The organism is Bradyrhizobium sp. 27S5 (assembly GCF_037217225.1).
Lineage (GTDB): Bacteria > Pseudomonadota > Alphaproteobacteria > Rhizobiales > Xanthobacteraceae > Bradyrhizobium > Bradyrhizobium septentrionale.
The window spans coordinates 9,069,469-9,086,583 of the sequence record NZ_CP147714.1 but is presented as its reverse complement, the minus strand read 5'-3'; the positions used below and the strand labels follow the sequence as shown (position 1 = coordinate 9,086,583).

Annotated in this window: 14 protein-coding genes and 1 pseudogene; 8 read left to right on the top strand and 7 right to left on the bottom strand. The window is 55.5% G+C overall.

Annotated elements, in window-relative coordinates; all coding sequences use genetic code 11:
- Window positions 1-53: 53 nt before the first annotated feature.
- Entirely contained in the window at window positions 54-1,586 is a 1,533-nt protein-coding gene (locus WDM24_RS42680; protein ID WP_414645660.1) for a YifB family Mg chelatase-like AAA ATPase, read from the bottom strand.
- On the opposite strand from WDM24_RS42680, the gene WDM24_RS42675 reads away from it, so the two are divergent.
- The 3 genes from WDM24_RS42675 (at window position 1,571) to WDM24_RS42665 (ending at window position 5,331) form a co-directional block, all read left to right on the top strand.
- A complete protein-coding gene (locus WDM24_RS42675; RefSeq protein WP_176539596.1) occupies window positions 1,571-3,331 on the top strand; it encodes a recombinase family protein in 1,761 nt (586 codons plus the stop codon). The genes WDM24_RS42680 and WDM24_RS42675 overlap by 16 nt on opposite strands.
- Window positions 3,332-3,405: 74 nt before the next feature.
- The gene (locus tag WDM24_RS42670; RefSeq protein ID WP_338829954.1) at window positions 3,406-3,627 is read left to right on the top strand and encodes a hypothetical protein; all 222 of its coding nucleotides are present in this window, start codon (window positions 3,406-3,408) and stop codon (window positions 3,625-3,627) included.
- Between the two features lie 774 nt (window positions 3,628-4,401).
- Window positions 4,402-5,331, top strand: a complete 930-nt coding sequence (locus WDM24_RS42665; RefSeq protein WP_338829953.1) for an HNH endonuclease — start codon at window positions 4,402-4,404, stop codon at window positions 5,329-5,331.
- Here the strand turns inward: WDM24_RS42665 and WDM24_RS42660 are convergent.
- Window positions 5,258-5,932 carry a recombinase family protein gene (locus tag WDM24_RS42660; RefSeq protein ID WP_338829952.1) on the bottom strand — a complete coding sequence of 225 codons (675 nt, stop codon included), beginning with the start codon at window positions 5,930-5,932 and terminating at the stop codon, window positions 5,258-5,260. The two genes, WDM24_RS42665 and WDM24_RS42660, sit on opposite strands and share 74 nt — an antisense overlap.
- 532 nt (window positions 5,933-6,464) lie before the next feature.
- On the bottom strand, window positions 6,465-6,632 hold the full coding sequence (locus tag WDM24_RS42655; RefSeq protein ID WP_338829951.1) for a hypothetical protein: 168 nt from the start codon (window positions 6,630-6,632) through the stop codon (window positions 6,465-6,467).
- Between WDM24_RS42655 and WDM24_RS42650 the strand changes: the two genes are divergently transcribed.
- Window positions 6,631-7,365, top strand: coding sequence for a DUF3800 domain-containing protein (locus tag WDM24_RS42650; RefSeq protein ID WP_338829950.1), 735 nt, complete (start codon window positions 6,631-6,633; stop codon window positions 7,363-7,365). The genes WDM24_RS42655 and WDM24_RS42650 overlap by 2 nt on opposite strands.
- Here the strand turns inward: WDM24_RS42650 and WDM24_RS42645 are convergent.
- A protein-coding gene (locus tag WDM24_RS42645; protein ID WP_166081867.1) for an IS630 family transposase occupies window positions 7,301-8,247 on the bottom strand; the annotation gives its coding sequence in 2 pieces (ribosomal slippage) (window positions 7,301-7,908 and window positions 7,908-8,247; 948 coding nt in all). The two genes, WDM24_RS42650 and WDM24_RS42645, sit on opposite strands and share 65 nt — an antisense overlap.
- Window positions 8,248-8,547: 300 nt before the next feature.
- Window positions 8,548-8,896 (bottom strand): annotated as a pseudogene (locus WDM24_RS42640) (transposase); the annotation flags it as partial.
- A gap of 293 nt (window positions 8,897-9,189) precedes the next feature.
- Between WDM24_RS42640 and WDM24_RS42635 the strand changes: the two are divergent.
- Both WDM24_RS42635 and WDM24_RS42630 read left to right on the top strand, forming a co-directional pair.
- Window positions 9,190-12,465 carry a metallophosphoesterase gene (locus WDM24_RS42635; RefSeq protein WP_338829949.1) on the top strand — a complete coding sequence of 1,092 codons (3,276 nt, stop codon included), beginning with the start codon at window positions 9,190-9,192 and terminating at the stop codon, window positions 12,463-12,465.
- Window positions 12,466-12,937: 472 nt separating this feature from the next.
- Window positions 12,938-13,435: a hypothetical protein gene (locus WDM24_RS42630; protein WP_338829948.1), complete on the top strand. Its 498-nt coding sequence runs from the start codon at window positions 12,938-12,940 to the stop codon at window positions 13,433-13,435.
- 318 nt (window positions 13,436-13,753) lie between these two features.
- Here the strand turns inward: WDM24_RS42630 and WDM24_RS42625 are convergent, their stop codons facing one another.
- The gene (locus tag WDM24_RS42625) at window positions 13,754-14,218 is read right to left on the bottom strand and encodes a hypothetical protein (RefSeq protein ID WP_338829947.1); all 465 of its coding nucleotides are present in this window, start codon (window positions 14,216-14,218) and stop codon (window positions 13,754-13,756) included.
- Between the two features lie 768 nt (window positions 14,219-14,986).
- Between WDM24_RS42625 and WDM24_RS42620 the strand changes: the two genes are divergently transcribed.
- Together WDM24_RS42620 and WDM24_RS42615 are read left to right on the top strand one after the other, a co-directional pair.
- The gene (locus WDM24_RS42620; RefSeq protein WP_338829946.1) at window positions 14,987-15,514 is read left to right on the top strand and encodes a PRC-barrel domain-containing protein; all 528 of its coding nucleotides are present in this window, start codon (window positions 14,987-14,989) and stop codon (window positions 15,512-15,514) included.
- 603 nt (window positions 15,515-16,117) lie between these two features.
- Window positions 16,118-16,240, top strand: a complete 123-nt coding sequence (locus WDM24_RS42615; protein WP_338829945.1) for a hypothetical protein — start codon at window positions 16,118-16,120, stop codon at window positions 16,238-16,240.
- A gap of 229 nt (window positions 16,241-16,469) precedes the next feature.
- Here the strand turns inward: WDM24_RS42615 and WDM24_RS42610 are convergent, their stop codons facing one another.
- On the bottom strand, window positions 16,470-16,730 hold the full coding sequence (locus WDM24_RS42610) for a hypothetical protein (protein ID WP_338829944.1): 261 nt from the start codon (window positions 16,728-16,730) through the stop codon (window positions 16,470-16,472).
- Window positions 16,731-17,115 lie beyond the last annotated feature (385 nt).

The following is a 17,115-nucleotide window of genomic DNA, read 5'->3' as shown; positions in this document are numbered from 1 at the left end:
GCGAACCGGTGCCCATCCCGCATCAAGTGCGGGACAGGCTTCGCTGGAAAACGCTACGCCGCGCGGCGCAGGTCGTCGGCCAATGCACGATAGGACAACGCTTCGGCGAGGTGCAGCCGGCCGATCGTCTCGGCGCCGTCGAGATCGGCCAGCGTGCGCGCCACCCGCAGCACGCGGTGATAGCCGCGGGCGGTGAGATGCATGGTGTCGGCCGCCTCGCGGAGCAGCTTCTGTCCATGCGCGTCGGGCTGCGCGATGGTCTCGAGCAGCGAGCTCGGCGCTTCCGCGTTGGTGCGGACCTGCGGCATGCCGGCCGCCGCGTAACGCGCGAGCTGGATGTCGCGCGCGGCCGCGACGCGGCGGGCGACCTCGGCCGAGCCCTCCGCCGGCGGCGGCAGGATCAGATCGGCCGCGGTCACCGCCGGCACCTCGATCCGCAGATCAATGCGATCCATCAGCGGGCCGGAGATCCGCATCTGGTAGTCGGCAGTGCAGCGGTCGAGCCGGCCGCGCTTGCAGGAATAGCCGGGCTCATAGGCATGGCCGCAGCGGCACGGGTTCATCGCCGCGACCAGCATGAAGCGCGCCGGATAGGTGACGCGATGGTTGGCCCGGCTCACCGAGACCTCGCCGTTCTCCAGCGGCTGGCGCAGCGAATCCAGCACGCGCGGATCGAACTCCGGCAACTCGTCGAGGAACAGCACGCCCTGATGCGCGAGTGAGATCTCGCCGGGCTTGGCACGCATGCCGCCGCCGGTCAGCGCGGCCATACTGGCGGAATGATGCGGGCTGCGGAACGGGCGCCGCGCGGTCAGGGCGCCGTCGCGGATCTCGCCGGCGACGGAGGCGATCATCGAGACTTCGAGCAGCTCCGAGGGCGACAGCGGCGGCAGGATCGAGGGCAGTCGCGCCGCCAGCATCGACTTGCCGGCGCCGGGCGAGCCGATCATCAGCAGATGATGCCCGCCGGCGGCCGCGATCTCGAGCGCACGCTTGGCACTCTCCTGGCCCTTGATGTCGCGCAGGTCCAGAAGCGTCTCCTCGCGCTCATGCACCTTCGGCTGCGGGCGCGACAGCAGCTGCGTGCCCTTGAAGTGGTTGGCGATCTGGATCAGCGAGTGGGCTGCGATGATCTGGATGTCAGGGCTCGCCCAGGCGGCTTCCGAGCCGCAGGCGGCCGGGCAGATCAATCCCTCGTCGCGCGAATTGGCGCCGATCGCCGCAGGCAGCACGCCCGCCACCGGCGCGATCGAACCGTCGAGCCCGAGCTCGCCGAGCACCGTGAAGCCGCCCAGCGCATCCGGCGGGATCGCCCCGATCGCCGCCATCAGGCCGAGCGCAATCGGCAGGTCGTAATGGCTGCCTTCCTTGGGCAGGTCGGCGGGCGCGAGGTTGACGGTGATGCGGCGGGCAGGCAGCGCGAGGCCAGAGGCGATCAGCGCCGAGCGCACCCGCTCCCGCGCCTCCGACACCGCCTTGTCGGGCAGGCCCACGATCGCGAAGGTGTTGACTTTTAACCCAATTCTTTTATCAGCACCTGCCTCGAAAGATTCGGGCGACGGGCAAGCCATTGAAACCACTCGCATATTCTTACCTGCGAATATCAACGGACCTGCAGCGAAAAGGCCATGGCCGAAAGCGACAGCTCGACGCCTCCCGCGCATATGCGGAAGCCAACGGCCTTGAGCTCGCGGAAGGCGGCGAACTCGAGGATATCGGTGTCTCAGCATTTAAGGGGGCCAATGTCCGAGAAGGAGCGCTGGGCCGCTTTTTAGAGGCAGTCCGGTCCGGTCAAGTGAAGCCTGGGTCCTATCTGATCGTCGAATCGCTCGATCGACTCAGTCGGGAGCAGATTCTGACCGCGCAATCACTGTTTCTGAGCATCATCCAATCCGGCATCAACCTCGTTACATTGATTGATAATCGAGTTTACCGGGCAGGGATGACCGACCTGGGTGACTTGATCGTGTCCCTCGTCATCCAGAGTCAAGGTCACGAGGAATCACACAAAAAGAGCGTCAGGCTAGCGGCAGCATGGAAAAATAAACGCTCGGCTGCGTCTACGCTGAAGCCAATGACAAAATGGTGCCCCGCATGGCTGCAACTAGCTGCCGACCGAAGTAGCTATGTCCTCATTCCTGACCGCGTTGAGGTGGTCCGCCAGATTTTCGTCGATAGTGCCAATGGGATTGGCAACTACAAGATCGCCCATCGCCTCAATCAGTCTAAAACACCGACCTTCAACGAATCCGACGGCTGGCATCAATCGTATGTTGCTAAGATTCTGGCGAACCGAGCCGTACTTGGCGAGTTTCAGGCGGGAGTTCGTCGAGACAATAAACGCGAACTAGAAGGGGAGCCCATTCGAAATTACTTCCCGGCGATTATTGACGAGGAGCTATTTTATGTAGCACGCCACGCCAAGTCTCAAAGAGAGTATCAAGGCAAAGGCGCCGGTAGGAAAGGCGTGCAATTCAGCAACTTGTTTTCTGGACTTGCAACGTGCGCCTATTGCGGGGCGTCAATGAAGTACGACAACAAGGGCAGTGGTCCGAAGGGCAATCGGTATCTCGTGTGCTCAAAGTCTACGAGGCATTTCGGATGCCGCGGTAAGCGGTGGCGTTACAATGACTTTGAGACCTCGTTTCTTGCGTTCGTCAGTGAGATTGATTTGGCCTCTTTGATCGATCCCGAAGATAGTCAGAGAGAGCAGAAGCAAGCAGTGCTAAAGGTCACATCTCTCGAAGGAGAGATTGGCAGCGTGAGTGCGCTCATGGACAAAACCTATCACCTCCTGGAGTCTGGCGCACCCGAGGAGTTCATCTTGACGAAATTGCGCGAACTGCAAGCGCGCAAAGACGAATTGGCCGCACAGATAGCGGAATCGCGCAAAGTATTGGAGGAAGTCGAGTCTGAAAGGCAAAGGCTGTCGCAAAGCAGGGACGAAATCAAAAGTCTCCTGCAGCACCTTCAGAACGCGAACCAGCCGGACCTGTTCGAGTTGCGGTCGAAAATCTCGTCTCATCTCAAATCGATGATCGAAACACTGACCGTCGCCCCTCAAGGTGGCCAGCCGCGACTGACGGAAATCGCTGACGAGACGCGACGGATGTTCGGGACTGAAGCGACTGATGTCGCGGCTCATATTGCTCGCCGTGCGTTGTCGCCTCAGCAATCGCTTCGCTATTTTTCAGTCGGCTTCCGCGATGGGCGTGTGCGGATCGTTTTCCCGGACGCAAAAGATCCTTTCAAGTACGAACAGCAGATTGTCGCCAAAGCCGGCTTGGTACACCCGTCCGTCGAGTGGCCAGGCGCTACCCACGACGCGTGAGCAACGGGCTGATCAAGCGTGTGCGGTCGGCCAGAGGGGGGAACGCGTACAAAATCCGTGCACAGATAGCATCGATGCTGCAGTCGTTGATCAGCGAGCTGCGCCTAACCGTGGACCCTGACACTCAGCGCTTTGAGGTGGTGTTTGGCCAAGGCATGATACTGTTCGTCGATCCTGAAGACCCGGCGAAATTCGTCCAAAAGGTCAGCGGAAGTGCGCCGGATTTCGACGTGCTTTCCGTCGATGGTACCGTGGTCCAACTGCCGGCCGACGAGCCTGCTTTGGACGAGAAATAAAGATACTCAAACAGGTCACTCAGAGATCTTATCTTCCCCCGTTGGGAATATAGCGGGATCGGGTCACGTCACTCTGACCGCTTATCTGTTTCTAGCGAACTCCAGGATTCGCTCCACTTCTCTTCGGATAGGGTCGAAGTAAAACTTCTGCCCTAGCACAACGAAGATTTGGCGAGACGGGTCAACAAGCTTGAAAATGTGTCCAATGGCTTCATCTGCCAACTCATGGCTATCCACTTTAGCGTCTGGAAAGAAGGAACCAGCATCGTTCCATAACAAGTACTCATCTAAACGCTCATCAAAATGCTCAAGGGCGTTTCTCAGTTCGCGCCCATATAATGGTGAGCTATGATCAATTCCGAAGCAATGCCGCAACCGTTCTCCGCGGGCAGGAGCAACTCCTTGTGAACGTGCGGGCCAGAAAAACCGAGATAACGAGGCCGCATGCGTCAAAGCTTCGTGGACCGAGGATACAATTTCATCCGCAGTCGCACCCGAGACTAGACTACGCTCATATCGCATGAATGCGTCGTGAGATCGTGAAGCCGAGTACAAAACCGAGCGCTCATAAAACACGCTATAGAACGGCAGGATACCTCCCGCCTCCTTTACGATCGTAGTACGTCGAGCCCTCTCCGAGGCCCATTCATTCTCAGACATCTTGTCCGACCCTCGCGAAACACTAGAATGACTTGCGCAACTAGAGATCGCAACTGCTAATAGTCGAGAGCACTGCAAGAGGACGCGACTAAAAACGTATTGGAGGAGAGGATTTTGTACGAAGAGTTGGCATCTGTTGAACAGGAGAAGGATCGGCGCAATCAGCTTTGGGCGGAGCTTGCGAAGAAAGCGGAAGCATCATCAGCGCCAGCATCCGTGCTAAACGAGTTAAAGATATTCTATGGGGGTCGAGGCATCTGGGTCGACAAGGCAACTACTCAAGGGGTGGGTAACAGCGAGTATGGAGTTACAGTGGGCCTACTACACTCTGGAGCAGCGTATGCCGACGACCTGTTTGATGATGGCGCAATTTATCATTATCCGAAAACAAGAACGCCGGGTCGTGACCGTTCAGAAGTAGAAGCAACAAAGGCTGCTGGGCGTCATCGTTTGCCGCTGTTCTTCACAATCGTTCCGCAACGAGGACAAAACCGGATTGTTAAGCGAGCCTGGGTGGAAAAATGGGACGATTATCTGGGGCTTTTCTTTGTTAGCTTCGGCGATCAGCCAGAACAGCCTGAAACAGACGATGAGATAGGCGAGGATGATTTCGTCCTAACGATCCATCGCTCCTCCGAGGAGAGGCGAGTCAATCGACCCAAGCGCGCGGCTCGATTCAAATATGACGTGCTGCAGTATTATGGTGAGTCGCGGTGCTCTATGTGCAGTATCCGAGCCAGCCAACTATTAGATGCTGCGCATATCGTGGATGTTAGTGCTGGCGGCAGCGATCACAAGAGAAACGGCCTGATCCTTTGTGCTAGCCATCACCGTGCTTACGATGCTCAGCTGATAGCAATTCACCCCAATACCTATGAGATCTTGGCCGCTAGCGATGTGTCCCTCGAGGATTTGGGGATAAATTCCAACTCGCTGGCACATCTTCTGAAAAAACCGCACATCAAAGCTCTTAGCTGGCGTTGGGATCGGTGGCAGGCTCGATCGAAGTTCGAAGGTGAGCCCATCGCAAAAGATAATTCTTGACCGTCTGCGGATAGAACTTCCCGCCTGTCACTGTCGAAATTCCCGCACCGTTCAAATGCCGTGCAATCTCACTGTAAGAACGCCGCAATACATCCGTATCCAATTTCGCCCTGAGTTGAGATGCAAATTCGTCAGCCGCCTTGCGATTCTTTGCGGCCAAAGACCGACCATTCGAACCGAGAACTTTGCCCCGACGTTTAGCTTCAGCCAACGCCGCCTTTGTTCGTTCGGAAATCAGCCGGCGCTCCTCCTGGGCAAGCGCTGCAAAAATATGAAGCTGAAAATCCGTGGCGTTGGGCATTTCAGCGCAGACTAAGCCGATTCCTTGTTCCAGGATATTGGCGATGAAGCTGACTCGGCGGGAGAACCGATCAAGTCGGGCAATGACGATCTTTGCGTTTTCGCGCTTGGCTAACTGGATCGCTCGCTGCAGCTCAACGCGTGAATCGTCCTTGCCTGATTGTACGTCGCAGAATGCGGCAATCAGGGTGCCGGCGTTGGCTACGAAGTCGGAGATTGTCCGGCGTTGCGCGGCTAACCCTAAACCGGACTTGCCTTGACGTTCGGTAGACACTCGAAAGTATGCGATGAATTTAGCCATGACGCCTCAACCGGGTTCCTGTTGCACAAGAGTCCTGGTTGGGTTTCGACTAGACAACGGTCAGCCTTCTGATCGAGATTCATGCTTCGTTCTTGCGCCTCCGCCCGGATTGTGCACTTCGCACACCCAAATGGTGAATAACGTCGATTTTGTAGCGGCTTGAGTCGTTTCAACTTTGCGAATCTCCGGGCAAAGGAGCATGGGAATCTAGGGTTGTTGCACCCTGATTCATTCAACCGGAGATTCGCAATGTCAGCGCCGACACAGCCGCCGGGCGTAGACCCGGACAATATCCCTGAGACGCTTTGCGGCGGGAAATTCAATCTCACGTTTTTGTCCAGTGGACTGGCTACGCTCACCTTCACCCATCCTCGGCCGGCAGCCGGGCCGCTTCTCGATGAGGGAACAATCGTAAGGGCTCGAATTGTAATGCCATTGGAGAATCTGGCGGCCCTGCGAACTTTGCTAACGAGGCGATCACCAGTGAGGGTACGCCCGCCACCGCCGTTTCGCACGGTGGAGGAAAACCAAACTAAGCCCACTTATTTGGCCGTCCGTTTTTCTGCGGCGTCGGTGTGGGCTTCTGCTTGGCGATCTTGCCCAGCCGCTCATTGAACCGCTTTTCGTTGTCGTCCGTGCCGAGATCGCGGGCGGCCCGCGCAAACTTCTCTCGTTGAGTAAGCGTCTGCTTTTTCGCCATGGGCACCATCTTTTACTACTGCGATGAGTCCAGCTTCCATGACACGCATATGGCGGTCGGCGGCTTGGCCGTCCATGAGGACGCTATTCCATACATCCTCGGTGAGATCGAGAAAATCAACGGCGATTGCAACGTCATCAACGAGGTAAAATGGGAGAATGCAAAAAAGCGACGAGCCAATACGCACATGTATTATATCGACCTATTGTTCCGCCTAATCAAAGAAGGGAGGGCTCATTTCCATATCAGATTCGCGCCCTTTAACGAGTATGACCATTCTCGCAGCGGCACACTGAGGCGCATCGCCACCGTGGGTAAAATGCATTACCAGCTGCTGTTGCACCGCGCCCTTCGCTTCTACGGCTCATCATCAGATCTAATAATTCATCCCGACAACGGAGACTGTACCGCTGAGCTGCCGAACCTGGTTGGGGCACTCAATTTCGACGGGCGCAACAAGCATGGATTCGATAGAGCACCGATCAAGCTAATCGAATGTCGCAATTCGGAATTCGAGCCGATGCTTCAATTGCTCGATGTCACGCTCGGCGCTCTGACTGCTCATCGAAATGAGCGACACAAAAATCCAATCACCAGCGAGGTGAAAAAGGAGCTTGCCGAGTACACCTTTGGCAAGACGGAATTGCTCTCGCTAGAGCGTTTTCCGATCACGTTGCGTCGTAACCAGCCGCGACGAGATAATTTTGACATTCCTCGGGTGAGAAGCGTTTGAGAGCGTTGGCGATTGCTTGCCAGAGATCGGGCATGGTGCGCGCTGCGGCGGCCCGCAACAGCGCTTTCAGTTTGGAGAAGGCCATTTCAATCGGGTTGAAGTCTGGACTGTAGGGCGGAAGATAGAGCAGGCTAGCTCCGACCGCCTGGATGGCCTCTCGAACGCCATGGACCTTGTGAGCGGGCAAGTTGTCCATGATAACGGTATCGCCCGGCCGCAGCGATGGGGCGAGCAATTGCTCGACGTAGGCCAGGAAAGCGTCGCCATCCATTGGACCGTCCAGAACAAGCGGCGCGATCAGACCGTCGGAGCGCAATCCAGCGGTGAACGTCGTCGTCTTCCAATGTCCGTGTGGGATAGCTGCACGACATCGCTCGCCGCGTGGCGAGCGCCCGTAACGCCGCGCCATTTTGGTGTTGGCGCTGGTTTCGTCGATGAAGACGAGACGCTCAGGGTCAAGGTCGATTTGCCCTTCGAACCACTCCTCACGTGCGGCATTTATATCGCCGCGCCGTTGCTCGGCGGCGTGCGCTGTCTTTTTTTAAGTGTGATCTTTCTGCGCTGGAAAAAACGCCAGAGCGACGCGATGCCAGTCGATATTCCACGACGTTTCAACAGTTCTCGCAACTCGGCAAGCGTGATATCCGGCCTCGCTGTCACCGCCTCCAGAATCAATTGCGAATGCGCTTCGATGCGCTGCGATTTGCGGTCACCGCCCTGGCGTTTAGGAACGATGTCGCCAACTTTCTTGAGGCGACCGCGCCAGCGGATCGCACTGGCCGCGCTGACACCAAAGCGCTCAGCAGCCTGTCGACAGGACATGCCACCGTCAATCGCGGCTACCACCCTTTGGCGAAGATCAACCGAAAGCGCCCTGGCCATACATGCTGGCCTCCCTCGCCAGCATGCAGCTTGAATCTGACTCGCGCCGTTTTGGGAATCCCCACCCGATTCTTTCCGGTCGGAAAATGCTCTAGACCGCAGCTCTCCGTTGACGGCAAAGAAGATCAACGTCTGGAACGTGCGCCCAATGTGGAAAAAAAGCGACGGCCCTAAGCGCTAAGCATCCGCTGCGCGGATGCGCTCCAAGACATCTCTTGGGGCTTCGTATACCCAATATAGCGAATCCGTTAATTATTTCAATACCTTGCTAACCTATTGATCGCGAATCACTTTTTAGTCCTACGCCGATTGAGCACCATTCGAGTCAGGTGTTCTATAGGTAAGTCGCTTACCGGGGTTGCACCGAGAATGGCTTTCTCAGCACGGTCCTGATCGTCCACGCCAAGCGCAACGCGGTTGCTATAGCGAAAGTCAAACTCCGCCAGATAGCGGTACAGGTGGCTTCTCGGCACAGTACTGATAGAGCCTCCACGCCGCGCCTCAAAATGCTGTAGTAGCCTTCAACCGTGTTCGCGATCACGGTGGTTTCGACCACTGGCGTGCCATCAGGCCGCTTCTTCTCGATGACCTCGTTCCAATAGCGAACGTACTGATCCACGCCGTGGTTGACGGTATCGTAGCTCGCGTACACGAGAGTAGGCGATCAATTTCGTCACGGTGTCCTTTCCATGTAGCGGTCGTCGCAGTAGGACACAGGCCAAGACCAGCATTCATTTCATCCTTTGAATGGGGCGGATCCGGCGCTTAAGAGCCTGTAGATTCCGCTACTTCAAGGGATAAAGATGCACTTTCTATTTCTTCAGACAGATCCATTGGTCGTTCCGCGCAACACTGCGCTATGCACTCCACATGGGCAATAGGTAGAGGTTTCCTTTCCCGTTGGGGTAGAGCAAAATGAGTACAAATAGCTCTGAGGGAAGCATGCCAGCCTTTGTCAACACAACACCATCGTCCTTTAGCTGGCTTCATATCACTGACCTACATGTTGGCATGGCCAATCAGGATTGGTTATGGCCAACGCTCAAACACGCGTTGTTTCAAGATCTGTCCAAAGTCTTCAAACTCGCAGGCAAGTGGGATCTCGTTATTTTTTCAGGCGACCTTGTTCAAAGCGGCGAAAAGGCCGAATTCGATAAGCTAACTACTGTTATGCAAGAGCTTTGGTCCGAATTCGATAAGCTCGACTTTTCACCTGACCTCGTAGTCCTGCCCGGCAACCACGATATCAAACGGCCGCCGGTAACAGGCTCCATTCGAAGCTTGCTGCATTGGTGGGATGATCCTGAGTTGCAGACAGAATTCTTCAAGACTTCAAAAAACGAGTATCGCGCTGCTATCGAGAAATCTCTTCGTAACTATACAGAATGGTGCGCGCGAGCGACGGGATCGGGCATCAGATTGAAGTCAGGTGCGTCCGGGCTATTGCCCGGTGATCAGTCGCTGAGTTTTGAAGCTAATGGACTGAAAATAGGTGTGGTTGCGCTCAACTCTACATGGCTTCAATTGACGGGAGAAAACTATGAAGGGAAGCTGCACGTCGATGCACGACAACTTCTAAACGTCACCAATGGCGACGCAGATCAGTGGTGTTCACACAACGACCTAAATCTTCTGGTCACACATCATCCGACAAATTGGCTGCACGAACAAAGCCGCGACTACTGGAACAGCGAGATCAATCCCCCGGGACGGTTTGACGCGCACATATTTGGCCATGTTCACGAGGCGTCAGCGCAACAAGGGGCCTACGGGGGCAATATTCCTCGCATCGAGCTGCAGGGAATCTCGACTTTCGGATTAGCAAAAATTGACAACAAGCTAGACCGTGCTCACGGCTATTCCGCTCTTCGTTACCTTCACGGCGATTCCCGCGCATTCAAGGTATGGCCCCGACGATCGTATCCAGCCATAGGTGGCGGCTACAATATCGGGTCCGAAAATGGCTTCAACCTTGACCCTGATCAGTCGTTTAGCATCCTGTTAGCACCTAAAGAGCGCAGCACATCCCGTCCTAACGAGTCAGATTCACTTCAAGTAATACCAAGCGTCGGCACGGTCAAAGCATCACTCATCGAGCTCGAATATTCGCCGGCCGTTGCGCCCGCGTATGCAAAGGTTCGCACTGTCGAACACAAGCTCACGATGGATGCCATTTATACTAAGCGCGCCTGTTGGGTGGTTGCTGAATGGGGACTCGGCGAGGAAGCATTCATAGCGAAAATTAAGTCTGATTTGTCTGGCGCTGCTTATCGTCTCGACATGAGCGCGTTCCAGAACCGCGGGCAATTTTCGGAGGCTCTCCGCCACACTTTCGGGTTCAACTTTGAACGCTTCGTACAGCTTTTATCCGAAAGCGGGGCCGCGTTAATACTGTTAGACAACATCCTGCAGATTGATAGCAAGCAGCAGGAGGAAGTCGCATCCGAAATCGAAGGAATGGTCGATGTGATCCTTGAGTACTGCACGGACATCCGTGTCTTGCTCAGAAGCTATCGAACGCCAACAAGCATTGCCTTTAATGTCGTCCAGCTCAGCCCCTTAGACGCTGCAGATGTACGTAACTACATCGAAGACCATCCGGAAGGTACGGAGTTCCGCGCTACTCCGGCAGCCGTCGATCAGATGCATCGACATACCGACGGAATTCCGGCCCGAATTGACCAGGCCTTGCGAGAACTGCGGGTTGTTTCGCTGTCCGATCTTGTAAGCTCGGATGTCGATTTTGCCGAGCCCGATTACATTCTGCCAAAGGTTCACGATGGCCTTAGATCAGTTATTTCTCAACTTGCCGGAAGTTCGGATACGGCAGATCAGCGAGCGTTTGCACTGCTGAAAGTTCTTTCACTCTTTCCGCAAGGGGAAAGGTTGAAGCGAATTGAGCGATTCTATCCCACTAATAAATTTCATAGAGCGCTAGCGGCCGACCTTCGAGCTAAGGGTCTCATCGAGGTAATCACAGAGCAGGCGCAGGGCCTAGGAGGAACATTTCTTGATGGCGATTCCGAGAAGAAGCTTAAGATCGGACTTCCTGCGCGAGAATGCATATGGGAGCTGCTGAGGAAAGATGAGCCGTACGAACTAAACCGGCGAGCCGCAGAGCTTTTTTTTGGAGCATCATGGCATAGTGGGCAATTTAAGCCACCACGATCTTATCGATTCGACCTTCCTGGCTGCCTGCCGGCCGATATTGTGAATGCAAATACAATCCTAGTGCGTTTGCTGAGAGAGGCTTCAGCAATCGGCACGGTAGCGAGCGTCGAGCGTGTTCTTGGACTTTCGATTACATACATCAGAGCGCTTCAGCGTGGCGATCATTACACGAGTGCCGCCGAGTTGGCGGGAGATATGCTATCGCTCATCCCGAGTGGAGATTTTGATGACCAGACCGCGCAACTTTCTGCGGAGTACGGTGGTGCTCTGAGGATGTGCGGCGACCATGAAAAAGCGAAGAGCGTGCTGGAGGGCATCCTTGAACACGATTTCCCCGCAGCGAAGCGTCAAAGGATACTGGTAGACCTAACTTTTTGTCACGAAAGAGCTGGCGATGTGTTGGATGCGCGAGAGGTGGCTAAACAAGTCATTGAAATTGACCCACACTCACATTCTGCAATGCAAGCAGAAGCTACGCTGATCGAACTTGACTTAAGCGATCCGCGACGGATGGAGAAGCTCGAGGCTCTTGAAGAGCGGGCGCGGCGAGAAGACGCCACTGTGGTCGCAGGGAATATCGCAATAAGTCGAGCACAGCATGGCAATAAGACGCCGGAAGAGATCCGTAGTATTCTTGCCCCGCTCATCAATTCCAAACGCACTTCAGATCACTACAATCGGGCGCGTGCGGCAGTCGATTTGGCAGAGGCAACGCTTAAGAGCGGAATGGCACTCACGGATTCCGATAGAAGTCAGCTCGTCAGGGCCTACCACTATACGTTCAACGAGCACATGCCCCGTCTCTTCGACCGCCTGCACGATGCGTTGTGGAAGGACTTTATAAGCCGTGGCGACATCCCAAACTTGCTCATACTGTTCCGCCACAGCTCGTTGCGCTGGAGGTTGAGGGGAGAAAATAATGAAGAGCAGAAATACCTGAAAAAACTGAAAGATGTTGTAGGAGACGTAGTGAAGAGGGCGCTCAGTGAAATCCAGAAAGAAGTGACGTACTTTTTGGTTCGCATTACTCACTATGATAAACACTAGATGGTTCGGCCGATCGGCCATCGAGCAAGCGAAATGCCTCCATCTAGCAGACCATGAATTAAAAATCGAACCGATGATGGAATAGCCTCTCGTCGCGGCTGAATAACCGAGTTGGTGCTTCGCTTAAAAGGTAAACCAGCGTTTACGTTTGACGGCCTTCGCAAGCAGGGCGCCGACAGTCGCGTCGAACGGGCCTCCGCACTGCACTTAGACCTCCGCCGCGAGGCGCACTGTGTCGCCGATGGGCAACATGCAAAAAACCAGCATGTTCGATAACTTCGTCTTCAAGCCACCCGCAAAGGCGAGATTTCGAAGCGCAGCGCCCTCGCTTCAAATGCCGTTTGCGTCAAAAAGCGGCTGAAGCTAGCCTCGCGACGAGGCACTGAGTTGCTTGATGGCAGCTACCTGATTTTCCCCACAGCAACTAAACACACATTCACGCGTTCGTTCGTCAGTCTTTGGAGACCTGACGATGCCAAACACGCGCATTTTTTTCGCTGGGGTGGGAGCGACCATCCTGCTCATTGGTACAGGGTTTGGCGGCGGGTTGATGATGGCAAAGACAGTCACAGAACCAACGCAGCAAACGAGAGCGACGGCTGCCGATCGGCTGCCACCTGCAAGAGTTATCCTACCCGCATCATCTGAATCGGCTTTGCCGCCCACGATCGCGGTTCCGGTGGCTGTGCCACAGCAGCAGCCTCAGGCCCACATCATTCCCGCTACGGATGCGTCAGCGCGAGGTGAGAAGGATAATGCTACCGGGCGCGCTGAGAAGCACAAGGCGATTCTAGCTGAGCGTGATCAACATCGGCGCCTGGCAGAGCGCAGAGCGAAACGGGAGGCCGTTCGCCTCGCGAAGCAGCGTCGAGATCAGCTGCAACAGGATGCACACCCGCAAGAGCAGGCACCTATCATGGCCTTCGGCGGCGATGAACAACCTAAGACGGCCGGATTCTTCGGCAACTAGCGACTAATTCTTCTCGGTGGACTTGGCTATCCGCAGCGGCGTTTGTACGGTGTCCGCGTTAGGTGGCACCATGAAGGACATTCGAGGGGTAGCATTAAGAAGCTGAGTCACAGAAGCAGCGATCTGCGCGGGAATGGCTTGTTCAAAGGGATGCCCATTCGGCACGGCCCGAGAAGTCCGCTGCTACCACCGCAAAGTCTGAAACCAGCCCTATCGCTCCTTGGCTACCTGCGCGCCTCAAGAGTACCCTTGCTATCGGATGATAACAGAGACCCCTACATCAACTCGGACATCAACAGATCAGCATTTACTGCGGTGCTAGTTTGCCAGTGAAAGGCTGATCCGCGTTACCACTGCGTCCCACTGACGCTCTTCCGCGGCGGGGTAATTAATCAGAACGCAGTTCATGTATTCCTTCGCAAGATTACAGCGATTATACCAGGTACGCCCGTTGCGAACGCTAGACACGGCAAAGAAGCGAGGCGTTACTCGCTTGTACTGGATGTCTGCAGGGGGCCTCCTCTTCTTCAGAAAGATGGCAGGTGTGTCATGGTCCGGATTAGGCAGCGACTGCACCGTCAAATCTGCACGGTGATCCGATGTGAAGAACCGCCGGCCGATTCCGCCCTCAGGTTGACCCACATCCTCGGTAAAAATATTCACCGGAATATCCACATGAGCCCCTGTGCTTGGAACAACGTAATTTCGCCATTCCATGCTGCCCGCACAGGCGACCGCTGGAATTAGGCTGAAGAACAACGCCGCAAACCAGCGCCTTGGCATATCCCGTGTCTCCATTCGAACAGTTCGAGCAAACAACGTTCGTCACCGGCCGCGGGGGTCAGCCAAAGGTCGCTCTGAGCAACGCCCTGAGAATCCATGCGAGAAAAGAAGCGATCGTGGCTTAAGATTATCGTTCGACGGCGGTCGTCGGCGATCTCGTTCCTTACCTTGTCCCAAAGATGGTGCATAGTAACTGCTTTAGAGCATTAGCTCTCCGGAGTAATTAAAAGCTCGACCAGAGCTAGCCTCTGCAGAGCGCGAGGATCGCTCTCGCCTTCGTGCGTTAGTCGAAGGATTGTTTTCAGCCAACCGACGGATGACATGTGCACTCACAGGCTCCGGAGGCGAATTGACTGCATTCTGATGGCAAGCGACATCAGCTGGATAGTTTTCGGAGAAGATGTATCCTCAAAGTCGTGCATGTCACGAACAGTTAGCTGTTGGTTGCGTGAAAACGGGAAAAAGCGGCAAGTGTTCCAAGCCCCTCGCTAAGAAGTTAGACCGCGTCCGCACCGATTCGTCACTGAAGCCAGTCACGCCCGAACGGTGGTCTCTGCTCCTCCGGTTTGTGCAGAACGGGCGGGTGTCCGGTCTAACGGGATCCACCGCCCGTGTCCGCAGCCGCGCCTCCTTGAGTCGAGGCGATTGTGGCACGGGACAGGGTCAGCCGCTTCCCAGAGACCTGCCAGGACGGAAATGATTTCCTGTTCCGTCTCTGGAACCAAACTTTCCTCGCCCTGTTGTTTCCCTAAACTATGGAGGAACATCATGATTTCGAAATGCCTTGCAATCGCATTCCTGGCTATTGCGTCGATGACCGGCGCGGCGTCGGCGCAAGCCACGAACCAGGTGGATTCGACTACCACTGCCACCACGCACAAGGTGGGTGAATGGCGGGCGTCTAAGCTCGCCGGCGTGAATGTGTACAATGAAGCAAACGAGAAGATCGGCGATATCAAAGAGGTGATCTTGGATAGGTCAGGCAAGGTGGCCAATGTCGTTCTAGGTGTTGGCGGCTTTCTCGGCCTGGGCGAGCACTATGTGGCAGTCGCCTTCGATAAGTTGAAGTGGGTTGATCAACCGGCGACCTCGACAACTGCGTCGACAACGTCCGCCCCAGCGAATGCTCCTGCAGCGACTTCCGCTCCAGACAGCACCACGCGAACCACCACCGGTGCCGCAACTACGACCACGACAACCACCACCACCAGCGCCAGTAAGAGTTGGTACCCCGATCACGCAGTGCTTAACGCCACTAAGGATGAATTGAAGGCCATGCCGGAGTTTAAGTACTAACTCGCGCCTACGATCCGAAGCCGCCTCCAACGGGGCGGCTTCTTGTTTGAGTGGCCTGTAAGGCTGATGTCAGCTAGAGCGGTTAGGTTTAGACACGGGATACCTCCCGGCCTCGGCGTGTACCGCCCTGAGGCCGTCTTTTTAATCGATCACGATTTTGTTCCGGCAGATTAGGATTTCAGCTACGGCGTGGAGGTTGTGTCATGGGCAGTGACAGTCTCCTTGGAAGTATTTGCATTGTATTGTTGGGGCTGAGTCCACTCGTTGTCATCGGCATCGCAATGTACGGGCAGTAAATCAGCTCTGGCCCGCACGCACCAATCGGGCCGGTAGACGGCTCCAGCAGCCAGCCATGCACAGGCGCTTTCCCTAAGGGTTGCTGGGGCCGTTCTTATTCAGCCTTGTGGCGTTTGCGCCATAATACCGGAAAAGCCGTTGCGGCGGCAGTCGCGCCCAAATCGTTAATTTCTTTTCGAGGGTGGTCTAAATTGACCAGCCTTGGAACGTCGGCTGTTCCAACCTTCGGCCATCACCGTCCTGTAACGGCGTCTGCCGGTGTCTGAGAGCGTTCGCGCTCCCCGCCCAGAGACAAGGGAGCGTGGCATGATCGAACAACCCCATTTCGATTCATATTCAATACAAGCACGCGTCAGTCTTGGCATTGCTATTTTCGGCGGCACACTGCTTATCGCGGTGATGCTTACGGGTGCCTTCATCGTGCATTGAGGCCGCCTAAGTTGGCGGCCTCTTTCATTTATTGATGCGATGCCATGTCGCCTCTTGGCCCTCTTCGGACCTGCGGGAGCGGTCTGATGATGTCGGCTCATCGGTCTCACCCGGACCTCGCAATTGCGCGCACAAGTCCGAAAATGCATCTGTCGAGCAACGTAGTTAGCGGGGCGGGTCAGTAGTTTTGTGGAACCAATAGACCCACCCCTGTACTCGCGCCGTCACTTCATTCCTTGCAAGTCTTATCAGCCATCAAGGCTGCTTGTGCTGACGCCTGTGTCGGATGTGCCGTACCGATGGCCTTCATGTTGCCGCCAGCGGCAGGCTGGACATTGACAACTTGACACTTCATCGTCGCGGTGTCTTGAGCCACGTAGAACGAGGAAGCGCCTGATGGTGGCGCTTGACCGGTAGTTTTGTCCTGCTGCGCGAATGAAGGCGCAGTGAATGCGATAACAGCAACCGTCGCCAAAAGAACTTTCGTCATTTGTCTACCTCCCGGTTAGAGACAGGGTGCAAATAGAGCCAGGCGATAAGAGGTTCCTGCGATACTGGATTTATTTCATATGCGAGTTGGAGTTGATTTCCTGCGCCTTCGTTTAACTTTTCCGATGTGAGCAATATTGAACAGCCCCGCATTGGCGTATCGGGCTAGACTGGGTCCATCGCCGTCCGAATAGGCAGTTATCGGCGACAGAGAGATCGGTAATGCTCCCGCCTAATGCAGGGGAAAGCATGATGTCATCTGTCCAGCCAAATCCGCTATACAGCCGCGCGGAGATCGGAATTCTTCCGTGCTCCAGGTGTGGCAAGCCTATGCGGTTGGCTTGCATCGAACCTGCTCAACCCGGTCATGAAGTGTAACCGGCATG